At 55.7% G+C, this 19,376-nt stretch carries 16 protein-coding genes; 3 read left to right on the forward strand and 13 right to left on the reverse strand.

The window, feature by feature from the left end; genetic code table 11:
- Positions 1-95: 95 nt before the first annotated feature.
- Entirely contained in the window at positions 96-716 is a 621-nt protein-coding gene (gene mobA, locus E6C60_RS19465; RefSeq protein WP_138227318.1) for a molybdenum cofactor guanylyltransferase, read from the reverse strand.
- Between the two features lie 177 nt (positions 717-893).
- On the opposite strand from mobA, the gene E6C60_RS19470 reads away from it, so the two are divergent.
- On the forward strand, positions 894-2,138 hold the full coding sequence (locus E6C60_RS19470) for an MFS transporter (protein WP_138227910.1): 1,245 nt from the start codon (positions 894-896) through the stop codon (positions 2,136-2,138).
- A gap of 138 nt (positions 2,139-2,276) precedes the next feature.
- Here the strand turns inward: E6C60_RS19470 and E6C60_RS19475 are convergent, their stop codons facing one another.
- A complete protein-coding gene (locus E6C60_RS19475) occupies positions 2,277-4,022 on the reverse strand; it encodes a glutamine--tRNA ligase/YqeY domain fusion protein (protein WP_138227319.1) in 1,746 nt (581 codons plus the stop codon).
- Between the two features lie 275 nt (positions 4,023-4,297).
- Between E6C60_RS19475 and E6C60_RS19480 the strand changes: the two genes are divergently transcribed.
- Positions 4,298-4,846 (forward strand): GNAT family N-acetyltransferase, encoded by a 549-nt coding sequence (locus E6C60_RS19480; RefSeq protein ID WP_138227320.1) that lies wholly within the window; start codon positions 4,298-4,300, stop codon positions 4,844-4,846.
- Between the two features lie 202 nt (positions 4,847-5,048).
- Here E6C60_RS19480 and E6C60_RS19485 read toward each other — a convergent pair whose 3' ends face one another.
- The 9 genes from E6C60_RS19485 to E6C60_RS19525 all read right to left on the reverse strand — a co-directional run bounded on the left by E6C60_RS19485 (position 5,049) and on the right by E6C60_RS19525 (position 16,686).
- Entirely contained in the window at positions 5,049-5,711 is a 663-nt protein-coding gene (locus E6C60_RS19485; protein ID WP_138227321.1) for an MOSC domain-containing protein, read from the reverse strand.
- Positions 5,665-7,257 carry a methyl-accepting chemotaxis protein gene (locus tag E6C60_RS19490; protein WP_138227322.1) on the reverse strand — a complete coding sequence of 531 codons (1,593 nt, stop codon included), beginning with the start codon at positions 7,255-7,257 and terminating at the stop codon, positions 5,665-5,667. The genes E6C60_RS19485 and E6C60_RS19490 overlap by 47 nt, the downstream gene beginning before the upstream one ends.
- 126 nt (positions 7,258-7,383) lie before the next feature.
- Positions 7,384-7,881 (reverse strand): GNAT family N-acetyltransferase, encoded by a 498-nt coding sequence (locus E6C60_RS19495; RefSeq protein ID WP_138227323.1) that lies wholly within the window; start codon positions 7,879-7,881, stop codon positions 7,384-7,386.
- 6 nt (positions 7,882-7,887) lie between these two features.
- Positions 7,888-9,132 (reverse strand): MFS transporter, encoded by a 1,245-nt coding sequence (locus E6C60_RS19500; RefSeq protein WP_138227324.1) that lies wholly within the window; start codon positions 9,130-9,132, stop codon positions 7,888-7,890.
- Positions 9,133-9,246: 114 nt separating this feature from the next.
- The gene (locus E6C60_RS19505) at positions 9,247-11,310 is read right to left on the reverse strand and encodes a molybdopterin-containing oxidoreductase family protein (protein ID WP_138227325.1); all 2,064 of its coding nucleotides are present in this window, start codon (positions 11,308-11,310) and stop codon (positions 9,247-9,249) included.
- Positions 11,311-11,706: 396 nt separating this feature from the next.
- Positions 11,707-13,065 carry an FAD-dependent oxidoreductase gene (locus E6C60_RS19510; protein WP_138227326.1) on the reverse strand — a complete coding sequence of 453 codons (1,359 nt, stop codon included), beginning with the start codon at positions 13,063-13,065 and terminating at the stop codon, positions 11,707-11,709.
- A gap of 413 nt (positions 13,066-13,478) precedes the next feature.
- Positions 13,479-15,224, reverse strand: a complete 1,746-nt coding sequence (locus E6C60_RS19515; RefSeq protein WP_138227327.1) for an ATP-binding protein — start codon at positions 15,222-15,224, stop codon at positions 13,479-13,481.
- A 38-nt stretch (positions 15,225-15,262) separates the two neighbouring features.
- On the reverse strand, positions 15,263-16,333 hold the full coding sequence (locus E6C60_RS19520; protein ID WP_138227328.1) for a cobalamin-dependent protein: 1,071 nt from the start codon (positions 16,331-16,333) through the stop codon (positions 15,263-15,265).
- 47 nt (positions 16,334-16,380) lie between these two features.
- Complete coding sequence (locus E6C60_RS19525) at positions 16,381-16,686, reverse strand: antibiotic biosynthesis monooxygenase family protein (protein ID WP_138227329.1); 306 nt, start codon at positions 16,684-16,686, stop codon at positions 16,381-16,383.
- 216 nt (positions 16,687-16,902) lie between these two features.
- On the opposite strand from E6C60_RS19525, the gene E6C60_RS19530 reads away from it, so the two are divergent.
- Positions 16,903-17,463 (forward strand): hypothetical protein, encoded by a 561-nt coding sequence (locus E6C60_RS19530; protein ID WP_138227330.1) that lies wholly within the window; start codon positions 16,903-16,905, stop codon positions 17,461-17,463.
- A gap of 153 nt (positions 17,464-17,616) precedes the next feature.
- Here the strand turns inward: E6C60_RS19530 and E6C60_RS19535 are convergent, their stop codons facing one another.
- Positions 17,617-18,819, reverse strand: coding sequence for a hypothetical protein (locus tag E6C60_RS19535; RefSeq protein WP_138227331.1), 1,203 nt, complete (start codon positions 18,817-18,819; stop codon positions 17,617-17,619).
- Positions 18,820-18,938: 119 nt separating this feature from the next.
- A complete protein-coding gene (locus E6C60_RS19540) occupies positions 18,939-19,292 on the reverse strand; it encodes a DUF3243 domain-containing protein (RefSeq protein ID WP_138227332.1) in 354 nt (117 codons plus the stop codon).
- Positions 19,293-19,376: the final 84 nt, after the last annotated feature.

Here is a 19,376-nt window from a genome sequence, read left to right on the forward strand (position 1 = left end):
CAGCCCCGTCCTCATATGTAGGAAAGGGGCCCTTTACCATAAATAACCACCGTAACACAGGGCTGACCGCCTTGTCTTCCGGTGGTTATTTGTAGTTATAGGCGGTGAAGTCCTTTTAAACGCTCGTAATCTTTCGGCTCGTTCATGTTGAATAATCCTTCACGCCAGCGGTGAAGGCTTTCGCACACCGCCAGCTCTTCGAGAGGCACCCACTTCACCGTCAGTTCTCCCAGAGCATCCATCATCCGCAGCTCCCCGCGCTGCAAGCGCTGCTCCAGCACAGTCGCTGCGCTGTCGTGATAGGCTGCAAACAGCGGCTGAGGCCGTCCCTCCGCCACCGGTACCACAGCCTGTACCTTTCCCATCGGTGTCAGACTGCGGACCATCCGCGCCAGATCGCTCGCCATGCCCTCCGTAACAAGAGGCATATCGCAGGCTGACACGAGGCTCCAGGAGGTCCTGGCCGCCTTCAAACCGGCGTGCAGACCGGCGAGCGGGCCTTGGCCAGGATACTGATCCTCGACCCTTGGAAGGCCGAGAAAGTCATAGCTGCGAGAAGCATTCGCAGAAATCAGCAGGTCTGAACAAACCACAGACAGCGCGCTCTGCACCTGCTCGATACAGGAGAGACGGCCGAAGCGCAGCAGCGCCTTATCCTGTCCCATCCGCCGGGAGCGTCCGCCCGCAAGCAGAATGCCTGTTATAGACTCCGCCATCTCTATCTTCCTCCTTTCGTGAACAAGCCGGCTGACCCAGCATACTTATGTCACAATATGATAATAATTGTAAAAGTGTATACAATATGGTTTGTATCCCTTTACAATGCGTGATACATTGAAGAAGATATCCGGTCTGTGGCCGGACTGTTGATGTGCATCTTCAGTGTGAAAGGAATGACCCATTTGCGGGACCAAGATCACAGCCATCCGTCTTTACCTTCGTTAAAAATGTTCAACTTCTTCATCTATGGCGCGATGGTCATCTTTACCGGCTTCTTTCAGCTTTATTTGCAGGATATCGGGATGGACAAGCTGGAAATCGGCAGTCTGATGGCGATCGCTCCGTTTGTATCGATTCTTGCCAATCCCTTCTGGGGATACCGCGGTGACAGAGCCAGCAGCCTGAAGCGCGTGCTGCTGTTCATGATGGCAGGGGCTTTGATATCGGTTCAATTTGTTTTTCAGGCGAATACATATGTTTTTATTTATATATCTATGATTTTCTTCTATTTTTTTCAAATCCCGATCTTTTCTCAGAGCAACACGCTCATTCTGAACTATATTGACGGCACGCCGCTGAAGTTCGGCGCGTTCCGCCTGTGGGGCTCTCTTGGCTGGGCGCTGACGGCGGTCGCCGTCGGTCCCGTCATTGAGCGGCTGGGCACCGGGCGCATTTCCTTCGTCTTTTCGGCGATGCTGATCATCTCGGCACTATTCATCTGGGTGCTTCCGGATATTCAAAAGAACGCGCATACCGCTACCGTCAGCTTCAAGGGCGTGACACGGCTGTTTCTGAATCCGTACTTTACGGGCTTTATTCTGCTGGGCATTCTGGTCTCCATCCCCAGCACCGCCAACAATACGTTTATGTCCCTGTACATTCTGGAGCTTGGAGGCAGCACGGAAACCGTGGGCCTGGCCCTCTTCCTCTCCTCCGTCTTCGAGGTGGCGGTATTTCTGCTGTTCGACCGGTTCCTGAAACGTAAGATCAGCGTTCTCGTCGCCTGCCTGGCCGTCGTCAGCCTGCTGTTCTCGCTGCGCTGGCTGCTGATGGCTGAGGCCTCCTCCCCGCTGGAGGTCGCGTTCATTCAGCTGCTGCACTGTATCACCTTCGGGGGATACTTCTATGTCGGCACCCAGCTGACGATGCTGTTCGTGCCCCGGCCATTCCGCGCGACAGGACAAGCGCTGTACACCCTGTCCTGGAGCGGGATTTCCGGCGTCATTGGCGGCATTGCCGGCGGCTGGATCTTTCAAAGCTTCGGCGCCCAGACCATGTACCGCACGGGCATGATGCTTGCCCTGATCGGCGCCCTCGGCTTTGCATGGATGTGGTTCCTGCTTCGCACCCAGGGCTACCGGCCGCAGATGGTGGAGTCGTGGGACGCCGAGGAGGACGATGAGGAGGACCGGCGATAGCCGCTCTTTGGATAGCTTATGAAGAAAAGGCCCCCTGCCTGAGCAGCCGGGGCCTTTTCTTCATGAATTGATGCACCTCACCATAGCTGTTTCCTGTTCCCAATGCCCGGATGCTCAAGCCTTTGCCTGCACGGCAGCTTAGGCCTTGGGCAGCTGGAAGGAGCTTTTGAGGGAAACGACCCGGTTAAAGACCGGCTGACCGGGCTTCGAGTACCGGGAGTCCACGTTAAAGTACCCATGGCGGAAGAACTGGAACTTGTCCTGTGGGCGGGCTTCCTTCATCTCCGGCTCTACAAAGCCATGCACAATCTCCAATGAGTTGGGATTAATGTGGTCCAGGAAGGACTTCTCCGGAGAGGCCTCGGCCTGCATCCCCTCTTCGGCAGTGACGTCTCCCGCTACCTGCGGCTGCACCTCTGCCTCCGCCTCGGTCTCTTCCTCCAGGATCAAAGGCTCGTACAGGCGGAACTCCGCAGGAACCGCTTGAGAAGCCTCTACCCAGTGAATGGTGCCCTTCACCTTGCGTCCGGTAAAGCCGCTGCCGCTCTTCGTTTCGGGATCGTAGGTGCAGTGCAGCTCAACCACCTTGCCGTTCTCGTCCTTGATCACCTCATTGCACTTGATGAAGTACGCATGCTTCAGACGCACCTCGTTGCCCGGGAACAGCCGGAAATATTTGCTCGGCGGGTCCTCCATGAAATCCTCCTGCTCGATGTAGATTTCACGGGAAAAAGGAATCTGCCGCACGCCCATCTCCGGGTTCTCCGTATTGTTCTCTGCATCCAGCCACTCCACCTGTCCTTCCGGATAGTTGGTAATGACCACCTTCAGCGGGTCCAATACAGCCATCGTGCGCGGCGCCTTCAGCTTCAGATCCTCGCGGATGAAATGCTCCAGCATCTGGCGGTCCACCGTGCCATACGCCTTGGAAATGCCCGTCTCATATACAAAGCTGCGGATCGCTTCCGGGGTAAAGCCCAGGCGACGCATTCCTGAAATGGTCGGCATGCGCGGATCATCCCAGCCGTCTACAATGTTCTCATCCACCAGCAGCTTCAGCTTCCGCTTGCTCGTGACCGTCTGCTGCAGATTCAAGCGCCCGAACTCATATTGATGCGGTGCCGCTTCCATCTCGCATTCGGCAACGACCCAGTCATAGAAGGGGCGCTGATCCTCAAACTCCAGGGAGCAAAGGGAATGCGTGATGCCTTCAATAGCGTCCTCCAGCGGATGGGCAAAGGCATACATCGGATAGATGCACCACGTATCGCCGGTGTTATGGTGATGCGCATGGGCAATTCGGTAAATGACGGGATCGCGCAGATTAATGTTCGGGGAGGACATGTCGATTTTGGCGCGGAGCACCTTTTCCCCGTTACCGAATTCGCCGGCTCGCATGTCACTGAACAAATCCAGATTCTCCTCGACACTGCGATTGCGGTATGGGCTGTTCTGACCCGGCTCAGTCAGCGTACCCCGGCTCATGCGGATTTCGTCGGCACTCTGATCATCCACGTAGGCCTTGCCTTTTTGAATCAGAATGACGGCGCGCTTGTACATTTCCTCGAAATAATCCGATGCAAAACGCAGCTCCTCCCACTCATAGCCCAGCCACTTCACATCTTCCTTGATGGAGTTAACATACTCCGTATCTTCCTTCAGCGGGTTCGTATCGTCCAGGCGCAGGTGGGTTCTTCCTCCGAACTCGTCCGCCAGCGCGAAATTAATCCAGATGGCCTTGGCATGGCCGATATGAAGGTAGCCGTTCGGCTCCGGCGGAAAACGGGTGACCACGTGCTTGACCTTTCCGGATTTGAGATCTTCAGCAATAATATTTTTAATGAAATTGGAGGGTGTTGCCGGATGGTTCTCCACGTTAATCAACCTTTCATCCTGTAAATTCTCTCTCTGGCAAACCTGAATCTGAATGGCGGCGCCGAAAAAGCGGGCTCTATATCCTGTATAAGCCTGTTTCTCTTAAATATACCTGCTTGAGCTGTATTGTTCAAGGAAACCCAAGGGCGATCTGCCCGTGGCGGCTGAGGATCTAAGCTTTGACGAATTCCTTTTCATTAGGGTAGCATGGAAGAAACTAGTTAAAAAATAGCTCCGTCGCCATGACCAGAGCTCATTTCATTTGCGGTAAAGGAGTCTTGTTCATGTTTACCTATCCATTAGATGATCATGTTGAGCTGCGTCCGCTCGCACCTGAGCAGGCGAGAGCGCTGTATGAGCTGATTGATGACTGCAGGGACTGGCTGCGCCAATGGCTTCCCTGGGTAGACTCAGTCAAAGAGGTGTCTGACAGCACGAATTTCATCAAAGGCGCGCTGGCCCAGGGCGCCGAGAACGGCGGCCTCACTGCCGGCATCTGGGTGCGGGAGGAGCTCGCCGGTATCATTTCCTACCACGAGATCGACTGGAACAACCGCTCGGTCGGCATCGGCTACTGGCTGGGCAAGCCATATCAGGGACAAGGCCTGATGAGTACAGCCTGCCGGGTATTCACTGACCATGCGCTCATGCGCATGGGGCTGAATCGGGTGGAGATTCGCTGTGCCACGGCCAACCGCCGCAGCCGCGCGATCCCGGAGCGGCTGGGGTACGTGCTGGAAGGCATTGTCCGCGAAGCCGAGAAGCTGCCGCAGGGCTATGTCAATCATGCCGTGTATGGCATGATCCGCAGTGACTGGCTGCGGCTGCGCTGACGCCGTGCCCTGTCAGCAGCCAGGGCGGCGATGATTGCGGCCTGAGGTATTTCCGCCGCAGCCTGCAGCAAGGGGCGCCAGGTGCGTGATGACTCGGCTGTAATCGCCGGGAATCAACGCCACTGGCGCCCCTTTTTATGCGTAGTGCTCCCTGTATATTGGAAGCGCTCGGGTCTGATCCGCGAGGATCAGATCCTGCGCTTTACTCCGTCTGCTCTTGACTCGCCAGCTTCCCCAGCAGCTTCTGCAGTTGCACCCGCACGACCTCTGACAGTCGATCCAGCGCCAGGATGCGCTCTAGCACCTCCGCCCGCCGCTCCTGGCCTGCCATGGCGTACAGCACCTCCCGCACAGAGATGCGGTCCGGTTGAGCCTGCACCGGTATCAGCTCGTCTCCTGCCGATACGCTTCCCTCCTGCAGCACCCGCAGATAGAAGCCGCTGTAGCCGGTCGCAAGCACCTGCGCTGGCAGCTCCTTGATCCCGTGCTTCTGGGACAGCTTAAAGCATGGGTACCGGGGCTGGCTGACCTCCACCACGGCTTCTCCGACACGGTACACATCCCCGATGTACACCTCATCCTCCAGCAGCCCGGTTACCGTAAAGTTCTCTCCGAATGCAGCCGGCCCCATCGTCTTGCCGAGGACGCTCTCCCAGTAGGCATAATGCTCCAATGGATAGACACACACCGCTTTATCCGGGCCTCCGTGATGAACACGGTCGGCCTGGCCGTCTCCCTCCAGCTGCTCTTGTCCCAGATACAGTGGACCAGGCACCGGCTGCTTGTAAATACCGGTAAGGAGCGGCTTCCCGTTGTACTCAACCTCTACCGGCCTGCCTGCATTCAGCGCTTGAATGACTGCCATGTTGGTTGGTCTCCTTTCCCGTTTGCTCCTGAACAGCGGACATTTCACTGCCCTCCGCCAAGCTCTGCAGCCGGGTAATCATGGATTCCAGCTCGCCGAACGCACCGGCAATGCTGGCCGTCGAAGCGGTCTGTCCTTCAAATCCGGCAGAGAGCTGCTGCAGGGAAGCACTGGTCTGCTCGATCACTGTAGAGATGGCATCAATATCTCCCAGGCTCGCCTGCGTGTTCTCCTCCAGCTTCTTGAGCATGCTCTCGATTTCAAGCGATTTGGAGGAGACCATACGGGCATCTTCCAGAATGCTGCTAAAAAAGGACGTCGTCCCCTGCGCAATGCTCTGTACCTGGGCTGCCGTTTCAATGCCCCGGCCGACCTTGTCCGAGACAACACTCGTCTGCTGCTCAATCCGGGTCAGCACCTCGGCAATACGGAACATTTCCTGCTCCGCATCGCTGGAGAGCTTCCGGATCTCCTGGGCGATCACGTGAAAGCCCCGCCCGTGCTCGCCCGAGCGAGCCGCTTCAATTCCAGCATTGAGCGCGAGAATGCTCGTATTCTTGACGATCGCTTTAATGCTCTCCAACACGAGATGAATCTGCTCGCTGTATTCCCGCAGCGCGGACATCTCAGAGTGGGTTTCCCCCATAATATCGTCAATGCGGTGCATATTATGCTGCAGCTTCTCCAGCTGCTTCCCGCCTTCCTCCGTTGCAGTCACGGAGGCATCGGAAAGCTGCCGCATGGCTGCTGTCTCTGTGGAGATCGCTCCCAGGAAGGTTCCAGCCTGCTGCATGCTGCCATTGACCGACGACAGGCTTTCGGCCTGCACGGCCGCACCCTTCGTAATTTCGCCCAATCCCTCAGACAGCTGGACGCCAATGCTCTCATTGCGGTCTACATCAACCTTCAGGCTCTGCCCGAACGCCTCCAGTCCAAGAACAGACTCCCGCACCATGTCCAGCACGGCATCCGATTTTCTCTTCTCCACGACGACGTCGGATAGCAGGCGCCGTCCCATCAGGCAGACGGTCACGGCAATCGCGTTCACCATGATCAGCACAATCACATCAATCGCCGCGTCCAGCAGCGGAACCTCCGACAGCTTCGGATTCAAGAGCAGCTGGCCGACAAGTATGATCAAAGAATATGCCGCTGCCAGCAGGCTCAGCCGTTGGTTCAGATAAATCAGCGACAGGGCCACATAGATATACACAATATTACCTGAAGAAGCTGAGGGCACGAACGTAATCAGCGTACAGCCGAGGGTAAAGCAAATGCTGACCAGAAGATATTTCCCTTGAGGCCGAGTGCCATACATGCGCTGGGCCAGCACGAGCAGCGGGGCGAAGATGGCCAGCGCGATCGTTAATGCTGTAGCCTCTGACAGCGATACCATATGAACCCCGTAGAACAGCCAGAAAATAAAGGGACAGACCGCGATCAAAATTAAAATAGTCCGGTACAAAAGCTTGGATGCCAGCATTTCATAATCTGTGATATGCGAACGCTCGGATGTCATAAACAGCTCCTTGATGTTGATGTTCAAATCATTCCGCCCCAATCCATGAATAGGTTATAAGCAATTATAGATTATCATCGTCAATCTTTCATTTTCTTTTAAGAGGAAACCATAAAAAAACAGCCCCGAGCTGATCAGGACTGTCCCGCCGCCTCATAAGAAGCAGGCCATCAGTATATCATCCACGTATTGACCTTTGACATGGTATTCACGGACAAGGCGTCCTTCCTCCCGAAAGCCGCAGGTCCGGTAAAAGGCAGCCGCAGCTTCATTGCTGGACAGCACGCGCAGGCGCAGCTTCAGCTTGCCTTCCCGCCGGGCAAAGGCCTTGAAGGCTGTCATCAGCCTCACGCCGATGCCCCGGCGGCGATACTGACGGTCCACGGCAATCCAAAGCTCATATACATGCTGGCTGCTATCCAGCTCCGTAGGCGCTTTGAAGCCCAGGTATCCGGCCAGGGTGCCATCCCCCGTCTCCGCCACCAGCTGCTGCCCGGGGGGACAGTGAAGCAGATACTGCTCCCGGGATTCCCAGACCAACGGCTGCGGCGCTGTCCGGTGATCCCACACCTGATGATCCAGCTCCATCAGCCGGCCGGCATCCTTCAAGGCAGAGAAGCGGATCATGAGCGTATCCAGATCCGTATTCATCTTTCTTTACTCCCCCCTTACGGAAGATGTTTCTATGCCCGGCACCCGCCGCGCATGGATGACAAATGACAGGAAGGACAGCACCGCCATGGCGGCAGCCAGCCAGGCCACAGGCTTCAGCCCGCCTCCATCATAGAGGATTCCCATGGCATAGGGACCGAACACTCGGCCCGCCGAGCCCATCCCTCCAGCCACTCCGATGTAGAACGGGGCTGCTTTTCCCGCGCGTTCCGCAATAAATGACGGAATTGCCGGCGAGACCAGCATCTCGCCCAGTGTAGCCAGCACCATCGCGAGCACGAAGCCCGGATAGCTGCCGGTCAGCACGATTACCAGATACGACAGCAGGTAGAAGACCGCGCTGACCGACATCTGCGAGGTATCCCTTCGCGCAAAGCTTCGCTTGATCCAGCTCGTCAGCGGCTGTGCCGCAAAGATCAGAATTCCGTTCAGTGTCCATAAATAGCCGAAGGATGCCTTCGACATGCCCTCTGAAATGATATGCGGTGAAATGCCGGTATTCCAGATGGAATTGCCGAACCACATGAACAGGGAGCCCAGTCCGAGGAACAAATAAATCCGGGTGTTCCGCAGCAGGACCCAGGCGCCGCCACGGCTGCCTGGAGGAACGGCTCTCTTGAGCTTGGGGCGGCCTTCGGCTTCCTCTTGGAGAGTCGGCTCCTTCAGGTCGGTCCGGCTTAAATAAGACAGGAAAAAGAAAGCGAATCCGGCCGATGTCAGCCCGTTCCCTACAAAGCTGACATCGTAAGAGATTTCAGCCAGGAAGCCGCTCAGCGCGGTTCCCACTGCAACTCCAATATTGTTCGCTACATAGACGACGTTGAACAATTCGCCGCGCCGGTCTGCAAAGCGGAAGCCGATGAACGCCTGGATGGCCGGCATCGACATGGCGCTGAATAAGCCGATCAGCAGCATAACAGGAAGCAGCATCGGCCAGTACCCGTCAATGAAAGGTAGAGAGAACAGGCCCATCGCATTGAGCAGGAGCGAGCCGACAATAAGCTTTTTTACGCCGATCCGGTGATACAGCGCACCGCCAAGCAGCTGCCCGGCGATCCCGCCCGCCGATTGCAGCAGAATGACCAGGCCTGCATCCTGCATGCTGCGCCCCAGCTCATCGAACACATACATCGTCGTCAGCGGCCACATTAACGAGCCGCCGGCCGAGTTAACCAGACTTGCGGCCAGGAAGCCCTTGACTTCCTTCGGGTACGGATTTAAGAATCTCATGAGAACAGCCTCTTTGATTTCATAATAGGTGTGATTATTGTGAATTCACTCCAGCAAGGCATAAATTCCACGAGAATCAGTATGTCGTACACAAGCTTTGGCGCGCAAGCACACTCAGTGACGCTTTACATCGACAACAGTGGAGAAAAACACCGCGCCCTCCCCTAAATCCGACAGCCGGTCAGGGGTGAGGGCATTGGCGCGCTGACGCCGGCCATTGCCGTCCCACCACAGCCCCTGGCTCACCACAGTGCCGGGAAGCATCTTGTCTGTCACCTTTGCCCGGGCCTCGTACACGCCGCGGTCATTATATACCGTCACTTCATCCCCGTCCTCAATGCCGCGCTCTGCAGCATCCTCCGGATGAATCTGCAGGAACGGCTCCTTCTCCAGCTTCTGGTGCTTCGGCACATTGGCGAAGGTCGAGTTCAGGAAATTATGGTTTGGCGGTGAGATGAACATTAGCGGATAGCGATTTCCTTTTCCCCTGCGGACGCCGTCATAGCCCTCTTTGAGCGGAATGTACGTGGGCAGGGGCGGGAGCCCGGCGGCTTCCAGCGCTGCGGAATAGAGCTCGATTTTGCCGGATGCTGTAGGCAGCTGTTCCAGAAAAGTCTCGTAAGGCGTCATATCCAGCTTCACGCGCCGGTGCTCCTTCAGGCCATCCCAGGTTACGCCGTTCAGATAAGGGTTGTGCGGATACTCCAGGCCCTTTGTGATCATGTCCTGTTCACTCTCATTAAAGGCAGGATCCTCAAAGCCCATCGCCCGGCCCAGGGCGGCGAAGAGCTCGACGTTGCTGCGGCTCTCTCCCACTTTGGGAATAACCGGCTCCTGAAGCTGAATATATTGGTGCCAGTATGAGCCGTATACGTCAGTGTTCTCAAAGGTAGAGGTCGCCGGCAGCACGATATCTGCGTATTTGGCTGTGTCCGTCATGAACAGATCATGCACAACAGTGAACAGGTCCTCCCGGGCGAAGCCCGCCTTGACCCGTTCGGCATCCGGCGCTACGACCAGCGGATTGCTGCAGTACACGAACACCGCCTTCACCGGCTTCTCCTCCATAGCCAGCGCCTCCCCAATCCGGTTCATGTTGATGACCCGGGCATCGGGATTCGGCCGCAGATCCGGACGCTCCAGCGCCTCGCTGTTCATGCTGCTGTAGCCGCCATTGGATTTGGACGCGCCGCCGCCCCGCTTCTGCCAGTGACCGGTCAAGGCGGGCAGACAGGCTACGCTCCGCACAGCCATTCCGCCATTGTCATGGTGCTGCAGCCCGTTGCCGATATGAATATAGGCGGCCTCGGCCTGACCGTACAGGGTCGCCAGCTTCTCAATATCTGCCACCGGAATTCCGGTGATAGAAGATACATGCTGCGGCGTATACTGCTTCACATGCTCCCTCAGCTCCTGATGTCCCAGCGTATAGCGTTCCAGAAACGGCTCATTCACCAGTCCATCCCGGAACAGGACATGCATCATGCCGGCGGCGAGCGCACTGTCTGTGCCGGGGTGCAGCGGAATGAACCAGTCGGCCCACTGCCCCGTCTGATTCTTGTGAACGTCAATGACGACGACCTTCGCTCCGTTCTTCCGAGCCTTCTCGGCCAATACGACCTGGTGCATGTTCGTGCTGACAATATTGCCGCCCCAGACCAGAATCACGTCCGCATTCACGGTCTCCTCCGGTACAGTCCCCCGATTGGCGCCCATGACGGAAATCCAGCCTGCATTGCCGGCCGCGTTACAGATCGTCTGCTTCAGCCTGCTCGCACCCAGCGCATTAAAAAACCGGCGGTCCATGCCGTCCACACTGAGCACACCCATATTGCCGTAGAAGCTGTACGGCAGGATGCTCTCCGATCCGTATTCCTCAATCAGGCTGCGGTAGCGGCCTGTAATTTCCGTAATGGCTTCCTCCCAGGTGATCTCTTCAAAATTCCCCTCACCCTTGGCTCCAATCCGCCGCAGCGGATACAGCAGCCGCTCGGGATGATAAATCCGCTCGGCCATGTGGCGCACCTTATTGCAGATTGCTCCCTGGGTGATAGGGTGCTCCGGATCTCCGGTCACTTTTACAATTCTGCCTTCCTGCTTATGCAGCAGCAGCCCGCATGTATCCGGGCAGTCCAGCGGACATACCGCCGGGAAGACGCCTTCCTTCTCGTGAATCATCTATGTCGTCATCCTCTCGTCTCGTACCCCGATGCCATCCTTGATATGACAATATTCTACCCCTTATCTTAGAACGAAATCCGGGATGCCGTAAAGCGGGAAGAGCGCCCGAAATATTTTTTGACAAAATATTCACCCCCCTGTTTCATCCCTCGGTGCGCCGGGTAATTTGGTATCAACAGCAAGAGGAGGAACCCAGACCCTTTCTCTCCTTGCCGTATCATGGACCACTCCCAAAAAAATTCGCCGCAACGAGTTTCTTCCCCCGAAACTCGATGCGGCGAATTTGTTTTTTTGTGTCTGTTTCATTTTCAAAAGCAAAGGCTGCCCCAAGAGAAGATGTTCATCTTCCGGGACAGCCTTTTTAAATGGGTTATGCCGCTTATACCGTTTCCTTTACACCTGCACCGGATCCTTCACGAGCTTCGGCAGTGCCTCCAGGCCCGCCGTGTTCAGGAAGTTCCACGGCTTGTTGTAATGCGGCTGGAAGAAGAAGTCGACAAAGGCCAGCTGGTCAATCGTCATCTTGTTCTGGATACATACCGAGAGGGTGTTGACCGATTGGGTCAAGTCCGCTCCGGAGATCAGCTGGGCGCCCAGAATCCGGCGGTCCTTCTTGTCAAAGACGACCTTTAGCGTAACCTCCTCCGACGTCGGCATGAACTCGGGGCGGTAGTGCTCCTTGATCGTCACCGTGTCGAAATCCAGCTCCTCCTCCTTCGCAGTCAGCTCCGTCAAGCCGGTGGAGGCGATGTGATGGCTGTAAATTTTCAAGCCCGAGGTGCCCTGGGTGCCCATATACTCCGTCGTCGGCTTGGCCAGGTTGCGCGCTACGAGTGTGCCCATCCGTACCGCATTCGTGGCCAGCGGGATGTACATCGCCTTGCCGGTCGGGTTGTACCGGACAGCGCAGCTGTCGCCAGCGGCGAAGACGTCTTTTTTGCTGGTCTGCATGTAGGAATCGACGACGATCGCCCCATTCTTCAGCATCTCAACCTGACCCTTCAGCAGCTCGGTGTTCGGGCGGAAGCCGATGCACAGAATGACCATATCGGTTTCAATCGTGCCTTTATCGGTGATGACGCGCTTCACCTGGCCATGCTCGCCCTCAAAGGATTTCACAGTCTGTCCCAGCGCCAGTTCAATGCCCTTCTGGCGGAACGACTCCTCGACTTTATCGCTGAATTCCGGGTCCAGATATTTATTCAGAATCCGGTCCACGCTATCGACGAGGGTCACCTTCTTGCCGTTCTGCTGAAACGCCTCCACCAGCTCCACACCGATATAGCCGGCGCCAACCACCGTGATGTGCTTCGCATGCTTCGACTTCTCAATAATGGTATTGGAATGATTGTAGTTCTTGCTCAGCAAAATATTGTCCAGATCAATGCCGTCCAGCTTCGGAATGATCGGCCAAGAGCCGGTCGTCACAATCAGCTTGTCGAACGTATCCTCCAGCGTTTCGCCGGTGTCGAGGTTGCGCGCAGTCAGCTTTTTGCCGTCCGTATCGACAGAGACGACCTCATGCTTCATCTTCGTCGTTACGCCCATTTCCGCCAGCTGGTCCGGGGAGGAGTAGAACAAGCCGTCCGGATCCTTCACGACCCCGCCGACATACAGCGCAATTCCGCAGCTCAGGAATGAAATATTATCATTGCGTTCATATACGGTAATTTGAGCCTCCGGGTACAGCTTCGCGGTATTCACAATTGCTGCCGTTCCGGCATGGGTACATCCGATCACTGCTACTTTCATATTCTTATTCCTCCTTGGCATGATGGTATTTCATTAAGCTCGTCTGTCGTTCATTTTTCGGACTTTGTTTGTCATTTGCCGCTTGTTATTGTGAAAATATTCACCTTGTTCATGTCTTTATTATATTGTGAATTAGTTCACAACGCAATAGGCTGCAGCAATCCTCACACTTTGTTCACAATTTCACAATCTTTGATCTCTGGGAACACTTCTATGGCAATGAGCTATGAGCTAGAGAATGTCGGGAATATTGGTTTTTTTAATTAATACCAGTGCTGGAGGCTTTTGAACCAGCTTTTCACAGTTATTTCTGCACGATGTGCGTTTGGACAGCAGACAAATGGAACTCAAAAAAAAGACCACCGGCAGGCGCCCGCCCACCAATGATCTTATTGTCTCTTAATCCGATCACATTATTCCTGGCTCTCCAGCATCGCATTCAGGCTGCCGCAGGCTTCCTCATAGGCAGGCTGCAGTTGTCCGAACGTATGAAGGCCCTGCTCCAGTCGGCCTGCCTTACATAACGCCTCAATCTCTGCCAGCAGCCGGGAGAATTCCTGAACGCCCAGACTGAGACTGCCGGACTTCATGTCATGGGCTGCCGCCGCCGCCTCGGCGCTTCTGCCTTGCTGCAGCAGCTTGTGCAGCCGCTCCATTTTGTCCGGCATATCCTCCTGGTACATTTGGAACAGCAGTGCCAGCAGCTCCTGACTGCCGTCTTCCTGAATTTCGATAATTTCGTGAATCGTTTTGTAATCCAGCACCGGCCGATCACTTTGAGCCGTTTTTTCAGGGAGATAAGCTTCCAGGATGGCGGCCAGAGCATGGGCATGCACCGGCTTGGATACGAAATCATTCATACCGGCATCCATGCACTGCCTGCGCGCCCGCTCATCGGTGCTGCCTGTCATCGCCACCAGCGGCACAGCCGGCTTGCCCAGCTGCTGCTCCTCAGTGCGGATTTGAGCCGCGGCTTCCGCTCCGCTCAGCTTGGGCATCATATGATCCATCAGGATGAGGGCATAGGTGTTCTCGCGCGCCTTCTGTACGGCCTCCAGCCCGTTCCGGGCCCAGTCCACCTGCTGCAAGCCCAGCTTACGCAGCTGCATCCCCACCACCTGACGGTTGATGTCATTATCCTCCACCAGCAGCACCGGGACAGACAGATCCCGGCTGGTCGTCTGCAGCGGCTGCTGCTCTGCATATGCGGCGCGAAGCGCTTCCACGGAGCGGTTACCGCTTTCCTGGCCGACAGCCGGCTCCAGCGGAATTTCAAACCAGAATAAGGTGCCCCGGCCTTCTTCACTGGATACTCCGATTCTCCCCCGCATCAGCTCGACAAGCGACTTGCAGATGGACAATCCTAACCCTGTGCCTCCATACTCTGGGGAGCCGCCTTCATCGGTCTGCATATAGGGCGTAAACAGATTCTTCTGATCCTCTGCTGAGATCCCCATGCCGGTGTCCTCGACCTCGAAGCGCACCAGGCTCTGGTTCTCGCCCTGGCCTTCAAGCTCTGCCGGCTTCACACGGATCATGATCTGCCCGTCCTGTGTGAACTTGTTGGCATTGCCGAGCAGATTCAGCATCACCTGATTGATCCTTCCTGCATCGCCAATCCACTGCCGCTCCAGCCGTTCGTCCAGAAGCATAGACAGCCGGTTGCCGTTGTTCTCCAGCTTGTCCTGCAGCAGCCTGGAACTATGATCCAAAATAACATGCAGATCGAAGGCCTCCCGCCGCAGCTCCATTTTGCCCGCATCAATCTTGGATAAGTCCAGCAAATCGTTGATCATATGAATGAGCAGCGCTGCGGAATCGCGGATCAAGCCCACCGATTGCCGGTTAACATCCGTCAAGCCCGGCTGCTCCAGCATCTCCGCCATGCCCATGATGGCATTCATCGGTGTACGGATCTCATGACTGATCACAGCCAGCAGCCGACCTTTCGCTTCATTAGCCTGCTCTGCCTCCAGGCGGGTCCGCTTGAGCTCGGCATTGTTCTTTGCCAGCCGGCGCTGCAGCGTGACCAGCTCATTATTCATAGCGGTAAATTCACCGAGCACCTGCTCTTCCCGTTCCCTCGCCCGGATGATCTGATCGGACATCTCTCTGATCGTCTGCCGCAGCCGTTCCGCCTCTGTATTAGGGTCATGCATTTGCCTGTCCCTCCCTTACTTGTTGCTTCCAAACACCGTCACGTCGCCGGCTTCGTCAGGACCAGCTGCTCCGCGGCAGCCACCGTAGCTTCAGCATCCGGCGCACAGCCATCCGCTCCGACCTCCCGCCACAGGTTAGGGTCCAGGTTGAAGGGCAGTCCTCCAACCATAATCTTCACATGCTTGTACCGCTCATCGGCCCGAATCTTGCGGATGAGGTCCCGCACCAGATGGATATGATAGGTCATCGTAGCCGATATCGCGACCACATCCGCGTCATGCTTCTCAATGGCTTGCAGCAGGCTGAAATCCGGAACGTCTGCTCCGAGATAATACGTGTCCCAGCCGTGCAGCTCGAACGTGTCGGCCACCATACGCAGCCCGATCTCGTGAGTCTCCTTGCCGACACAGGCCGCTACCAGGGTCAGGCCCTTACTGCCCACCGTCATCCAGTGCGGATACAGACTGGAAATAATCGACTGGGTAACCGCTGTGCAGTAGTGCTCCTGAGCGACACTCACACGCCCCAGCTGCCAGAGCCTCCCGATCTCATACTGTGCCGCCTGAAAAATATGCTTGTACAGCGCAGAAATGCCGATTTCCCGCTCCAGCAGCCCGTGAATCAGGCTGGAGGCTTCCCGGCGCTTTCCTTGCAGCAGCAGCTCCAGATAATCTGCCGCCTCCTTTGCCAAAGGGTTGTCCTCCGTAATATAGGAATCCAGCGTCACCGTCTCCACAGACTGCATCATCCCCATGTCCAAATAATCCAGGACGGTTCCTTTGTCTTGATGATCAAACCGCTCATCCAGCGCTTTCCTCATCGCTTCCAGATTCACCCTTAAATCCTCGCCTGTCACCTTGTAGCCTTCGAGCAGTACCTTTAACCACGATACATAATGTAAAAATAAAGCCGGACTCTTGACCAGCACACTCTCCGCTAAATAATTCAGCGTATACAGCGAGTCACGCCGGGTCTTTTCTTTTCCGGAAGGGCCGAAGCGGTCCTGCAGATCCGGCTGCCTGTTGTATTGCTGCTCCGTGATCCAGTCCGCAAGCTTCTCGGCCTCGTTCAGCAATGCATCTCCGGCGGTCTTTTCTGTCATTCCCATGCTTATCCCTTCCTCTCTATAGATGTATGCTGCAATGAGAATACGGGCTATTCCGCCCGTACGTGGTATCTTCGAACCATCGGCTTGATGCCGGCCAGCTCCTGATCCGGATATTTTTTCTCCAGCTCATGGATCCGCTTGAAATCCTCACTCGTTACCCAAGCCAGATAATGCTCCTTCTTCTCCCACGTCATGTGAACCGTGAGCTCTCCCGGCTTATGCTCGTTCTGAAGCAGCTGAAATGAAAGAAAGCCAGGCTGCTTATCGACGGACCGGCTTCGGTTGACATATAATTGGACCAAGTCCTCTGCCTTGTGCACAGGCACCTCTACGACGGATTGAACGATATACACGTAACGACCTCCCGAGGTTTAGCAGCTCTAGTATGAATATGAAATCGGTATAGATACTTCCCCTATTATAGCGCATTTGGAGACAGGTTTATATGAAAACACCGGAATTGGCGGCAAAAAGGACAGCCTTTAGATGATTAAAGCAAGCAGGTTCCGGGTACAAGATTTATGCCAAAATGACTTGGCTGAATACATAGAAACGAGGTTGTACCGTTCATGAGACTGGAGACAGAAATGTTTGTGTCTGTATGGCATCTGGCCGTGCCGGTGCTGGTGCTCATTGCCTTCATCGGCATGGTTGCCGGAGGCTACGACCGGAGAACGACGCTCAAGAGCACAGGCTGGTCGCTGGTGGTATTCTATGCCTTTGTCACGTTTACGACCGTGATCGTGTCCCAGGAGTCGCTCTACGTGGAAGAGAAGATGGTACAGGACATGGATGAATATCATGCGGAAATCAAGGACAGGCTTCCCTTCTCGGAGGCGCCGGGCATTGTGGCTTATGTGGGGGCGTTTCTGGACGAGGACGATGGTACCAAATGGGTCATCTACGCCGGCAATTACGGCTCGGCTCCGTTTACCGGAACCGTTAGCGTGACGGTGATGGATGAAGACCGGGTTACCGAGCTGCTGAAGCGCACCTTTGAAGAGGTTCACCTTGCACCGGGAGAGAAGAAGGAGCTGGATACGGTGTATTCCTTGGAGAGCAGAGATAACCCGTATCTTATGCAGTTCAAGGCTGCTCCGGCTTCAAGTGCAGGTGCGGATGCTCCTTGAAGTTATTCCTATAGGCGGCCGCATCCTGACACAGCTCTGCTTGACCTGTAAAGGCCTGCCCTAGAAGCACCTCAGTGCTTCATAGGGCAGGCCTTTACTTATCCTCTGCTGAGCGTCCCGCCCATTGGCATGGGCGGGACGCTTCTTGAATGATTACCCGCTGTTCTGGACAGCGTGATGCCTGGCTTTAGCGCCGTCCCGTCTGCGGCGCAAGCCAAGGGCCAGCAGATAGGGCAGCCAGATAAAGACCGGTGCTACCATCGACATCCCGATCAGCCCGCCGCCGATCGAATAGAGGGCACTCCCCTCCTCACTGCTCCCGGCAATCATATCCAGCACCAGCTGTGTCACAAACAGACCGCCCCAGCAGACCAGCAGATGAGGCCAGCGGAGGCGCTTGACCAAGAAGAAGAACAAGAAGCTCATGACGAGCATCAGCAGTACCGGAATGATCACCCCGTCAGGATCTATCCTGCCAGCGACTGCCTGATTCATAATGAGCCAGCTGAGGAAGAACTGGAGTACAAACACCATCCAGCCCAAGGGACCCACATTGGCAAACACCGCTTTTTGAGCCTGCTGTGCCTCCTGCTCCTCGATCCGCCGAATTTCCGCATCCAGTGCCTCCAGCTCTTCCGGACCCGGCGCTCGCTGCTCCTCTTCCTCGACCTTCTTCTCAATGAAGGGCCGGAACGCCCGCTCGATATTGTTCTCAAACACGGCGGCGCCCCGATTCTCCTCCTCCCGGAGAACGTAGATGGCCGCTTCATCCTCGTCCACGACCACCACCGACGACAGCCAGAGCGGGATGCCATGCGGAGCCAGTGTCTTCAGCCACTCGTTCGCCTCCCGCGTCTCTGCCAAAGGCACGCTGATCATCTTCTCGCCTCCGCCGCTGTTGTAGATCAGGTGAATGACCGGCCACAGCTCGACCTGGGGCGCGCGTTCCCGGAAGGAGGTTTCTTTGTAGGCGTAGCTGTACATCATCACATGGCGTCCGTAGTACATCTCGGAGATGTCCTTCAGACGGATGCTGCCGCTTTGCTCCTCCCGGGTCTCCCGGTCCCACACGGTATACCTCAGTACATCTTCATAGATGGCAAAATAATCATTATGACGGTTATGCCAGATGCGCGTCGCCAGGCTCCTCCACAGCGATCGAATCATCCATAGGCCTAGAGGTATGGCCAGCAGGGTGAGCGCCATCCAGCCCGATGGCCATAGGGTCAGCAAGATTACCGGACCCACAACCAGCGCCAGTCCCAGCAGCATTCCTATTATCATCATTTCAAACGTCAGTATCCAGTAGAAGGGCTGCATTTTGCGCTCCCGATATTCGTGAATCGCCGTGGACACGTTGGGCCACTCCTTTATACAGAAGATTTATGTACAGCTGCAGTCCCTGCAGCCAAAGCAAAAGCACAAGCAAAAGCCCCTCCCCGGTGCACGACCGGAGAAGGGCTGAGGCCATATGATTAGTGATGGCTGGATTCGTTCTGAGCCAGCTTGACCAGCATGTGGGCCAGCTTGTGGCGCTCCTCTTCCGAACCCACCTTCCACAGCTCCTGCAGCAGCTTCTCTTCGCTGTTGCGCGGATCTTCGTGCTCGGCCAGATAGTTGGCTACCTTCTCGGCGCCCTTGGCCAGCTGCTCCTCGCCAAGACCGATGCTTTCTGCCAGTTTGATACGTTTATGCAGGTAGGATTTGAAGGTATCAAAGTTGGCCAGGATTTGATCCTTTTCCCCTTGATCCATCTTGTTCATGGCATCGTCCACTTTGTTCATATCAAGCTCACCGTCTTTTTTGACTACATGATTATGTTCAGACATGTCTAACGCCTCCTCAGTAAATTTTTACTATATTCGGTAACGTAGAATTATTAAACCCCAGGGGCATGCCTGAATCAGAATCTG

The sequence above is a fragment of the Paenibacillus algicola genome (genome assembly GCF_005577435.1).
Classification (GTDB): domain Bacteria; phylum Bacillota; class Bacilli; order Paenibacillales; family Paenibacillaceae; genus Paenibacillus_AQ; species Paenibacillus_AQ algicola.

Coding starts and splice junctions, on each gene's coding strand:
- mobA (WP_138227318.1), bottom strand. CDS start 716: ATGGCGGAGTCTATAACAGGCATTCTGCTTGCGGGCGGACGCTCCCGG.
- E6C60_RS19470 (WP_138227910.1), top strand. CDS start 894: ATGACCCATTTGCGGGACCAAGATCACAGCCATCCGTCTTTACCTTCG.
- E6C60_RS19480 (WP_138227320.1), top strand. CDS start 4,298: ATGTTTACCTATCCATTAGATGATCATGTTGAGCTGCGTCCGCTCGCA.
- E6C60_RS19485 (WP_138227321.1), bottom strand. CDS start 5,711: ATGGCAGTCATTCAAGCGCTGAATGCAGGCAGGCCGGTAGAGGTTGAG.
- E6C60_RS19495 (WP_138227323.1), bottom strand. CDS start 7,881: ATGAATACGGATCTGGATACGCTCATGATCCGCTTCTCTGCCTTGAAG.
- E6C60_RS19500 (WP_138227324.1), bottom strand. CDS start 9,132: ATGAGATTCTTAAATCCGTACCCGAAGGAAGTCAAGGGCTTCCTGGCC.
- E6C60_RS19505 (WP_138227325.1), bottom strand. CDS start 11,310: ATGATTCACGAGAAGGAAGGCGTCTTCCCGGCGGTATGTCCGCTGGAC.
- E6C60_RS19510 (WP_138227326.1), bottom strand. CDS start 13,065: ATGAAAGTAGCAGTGATCGGATGTACCCATGCCGGAACGGCAGCAATT.
- E6C60_RS19515 (WP_138227327.1), bottom strand. CDS start 15,224: ATGCATGACCCTAATACAGAGGCGGAACGGCTGCGGCAGACGATCAGA.
- E6C60_RS19520 (WP_138227328.1), bottom strand. CDS start 16,333: ATGGGAATGACAGAAAAGACCGCCGGAGATGCATTGCTGAACGAGGCC.
- E6C60_RS19530 (WP_138227330.1), top strand. CDS start 16,903: ATGAGACTGGAGACAGAAATGTTTGTGTCTGTATGGCATCTGGCCGTG.
- E6C60_RS19540 (WP_138227332.1), bottom strand. CDS start 19,292: ATGTCTGAACATAATCATGTAGTCAAAAAAGACGGTGAGCTTGATATG.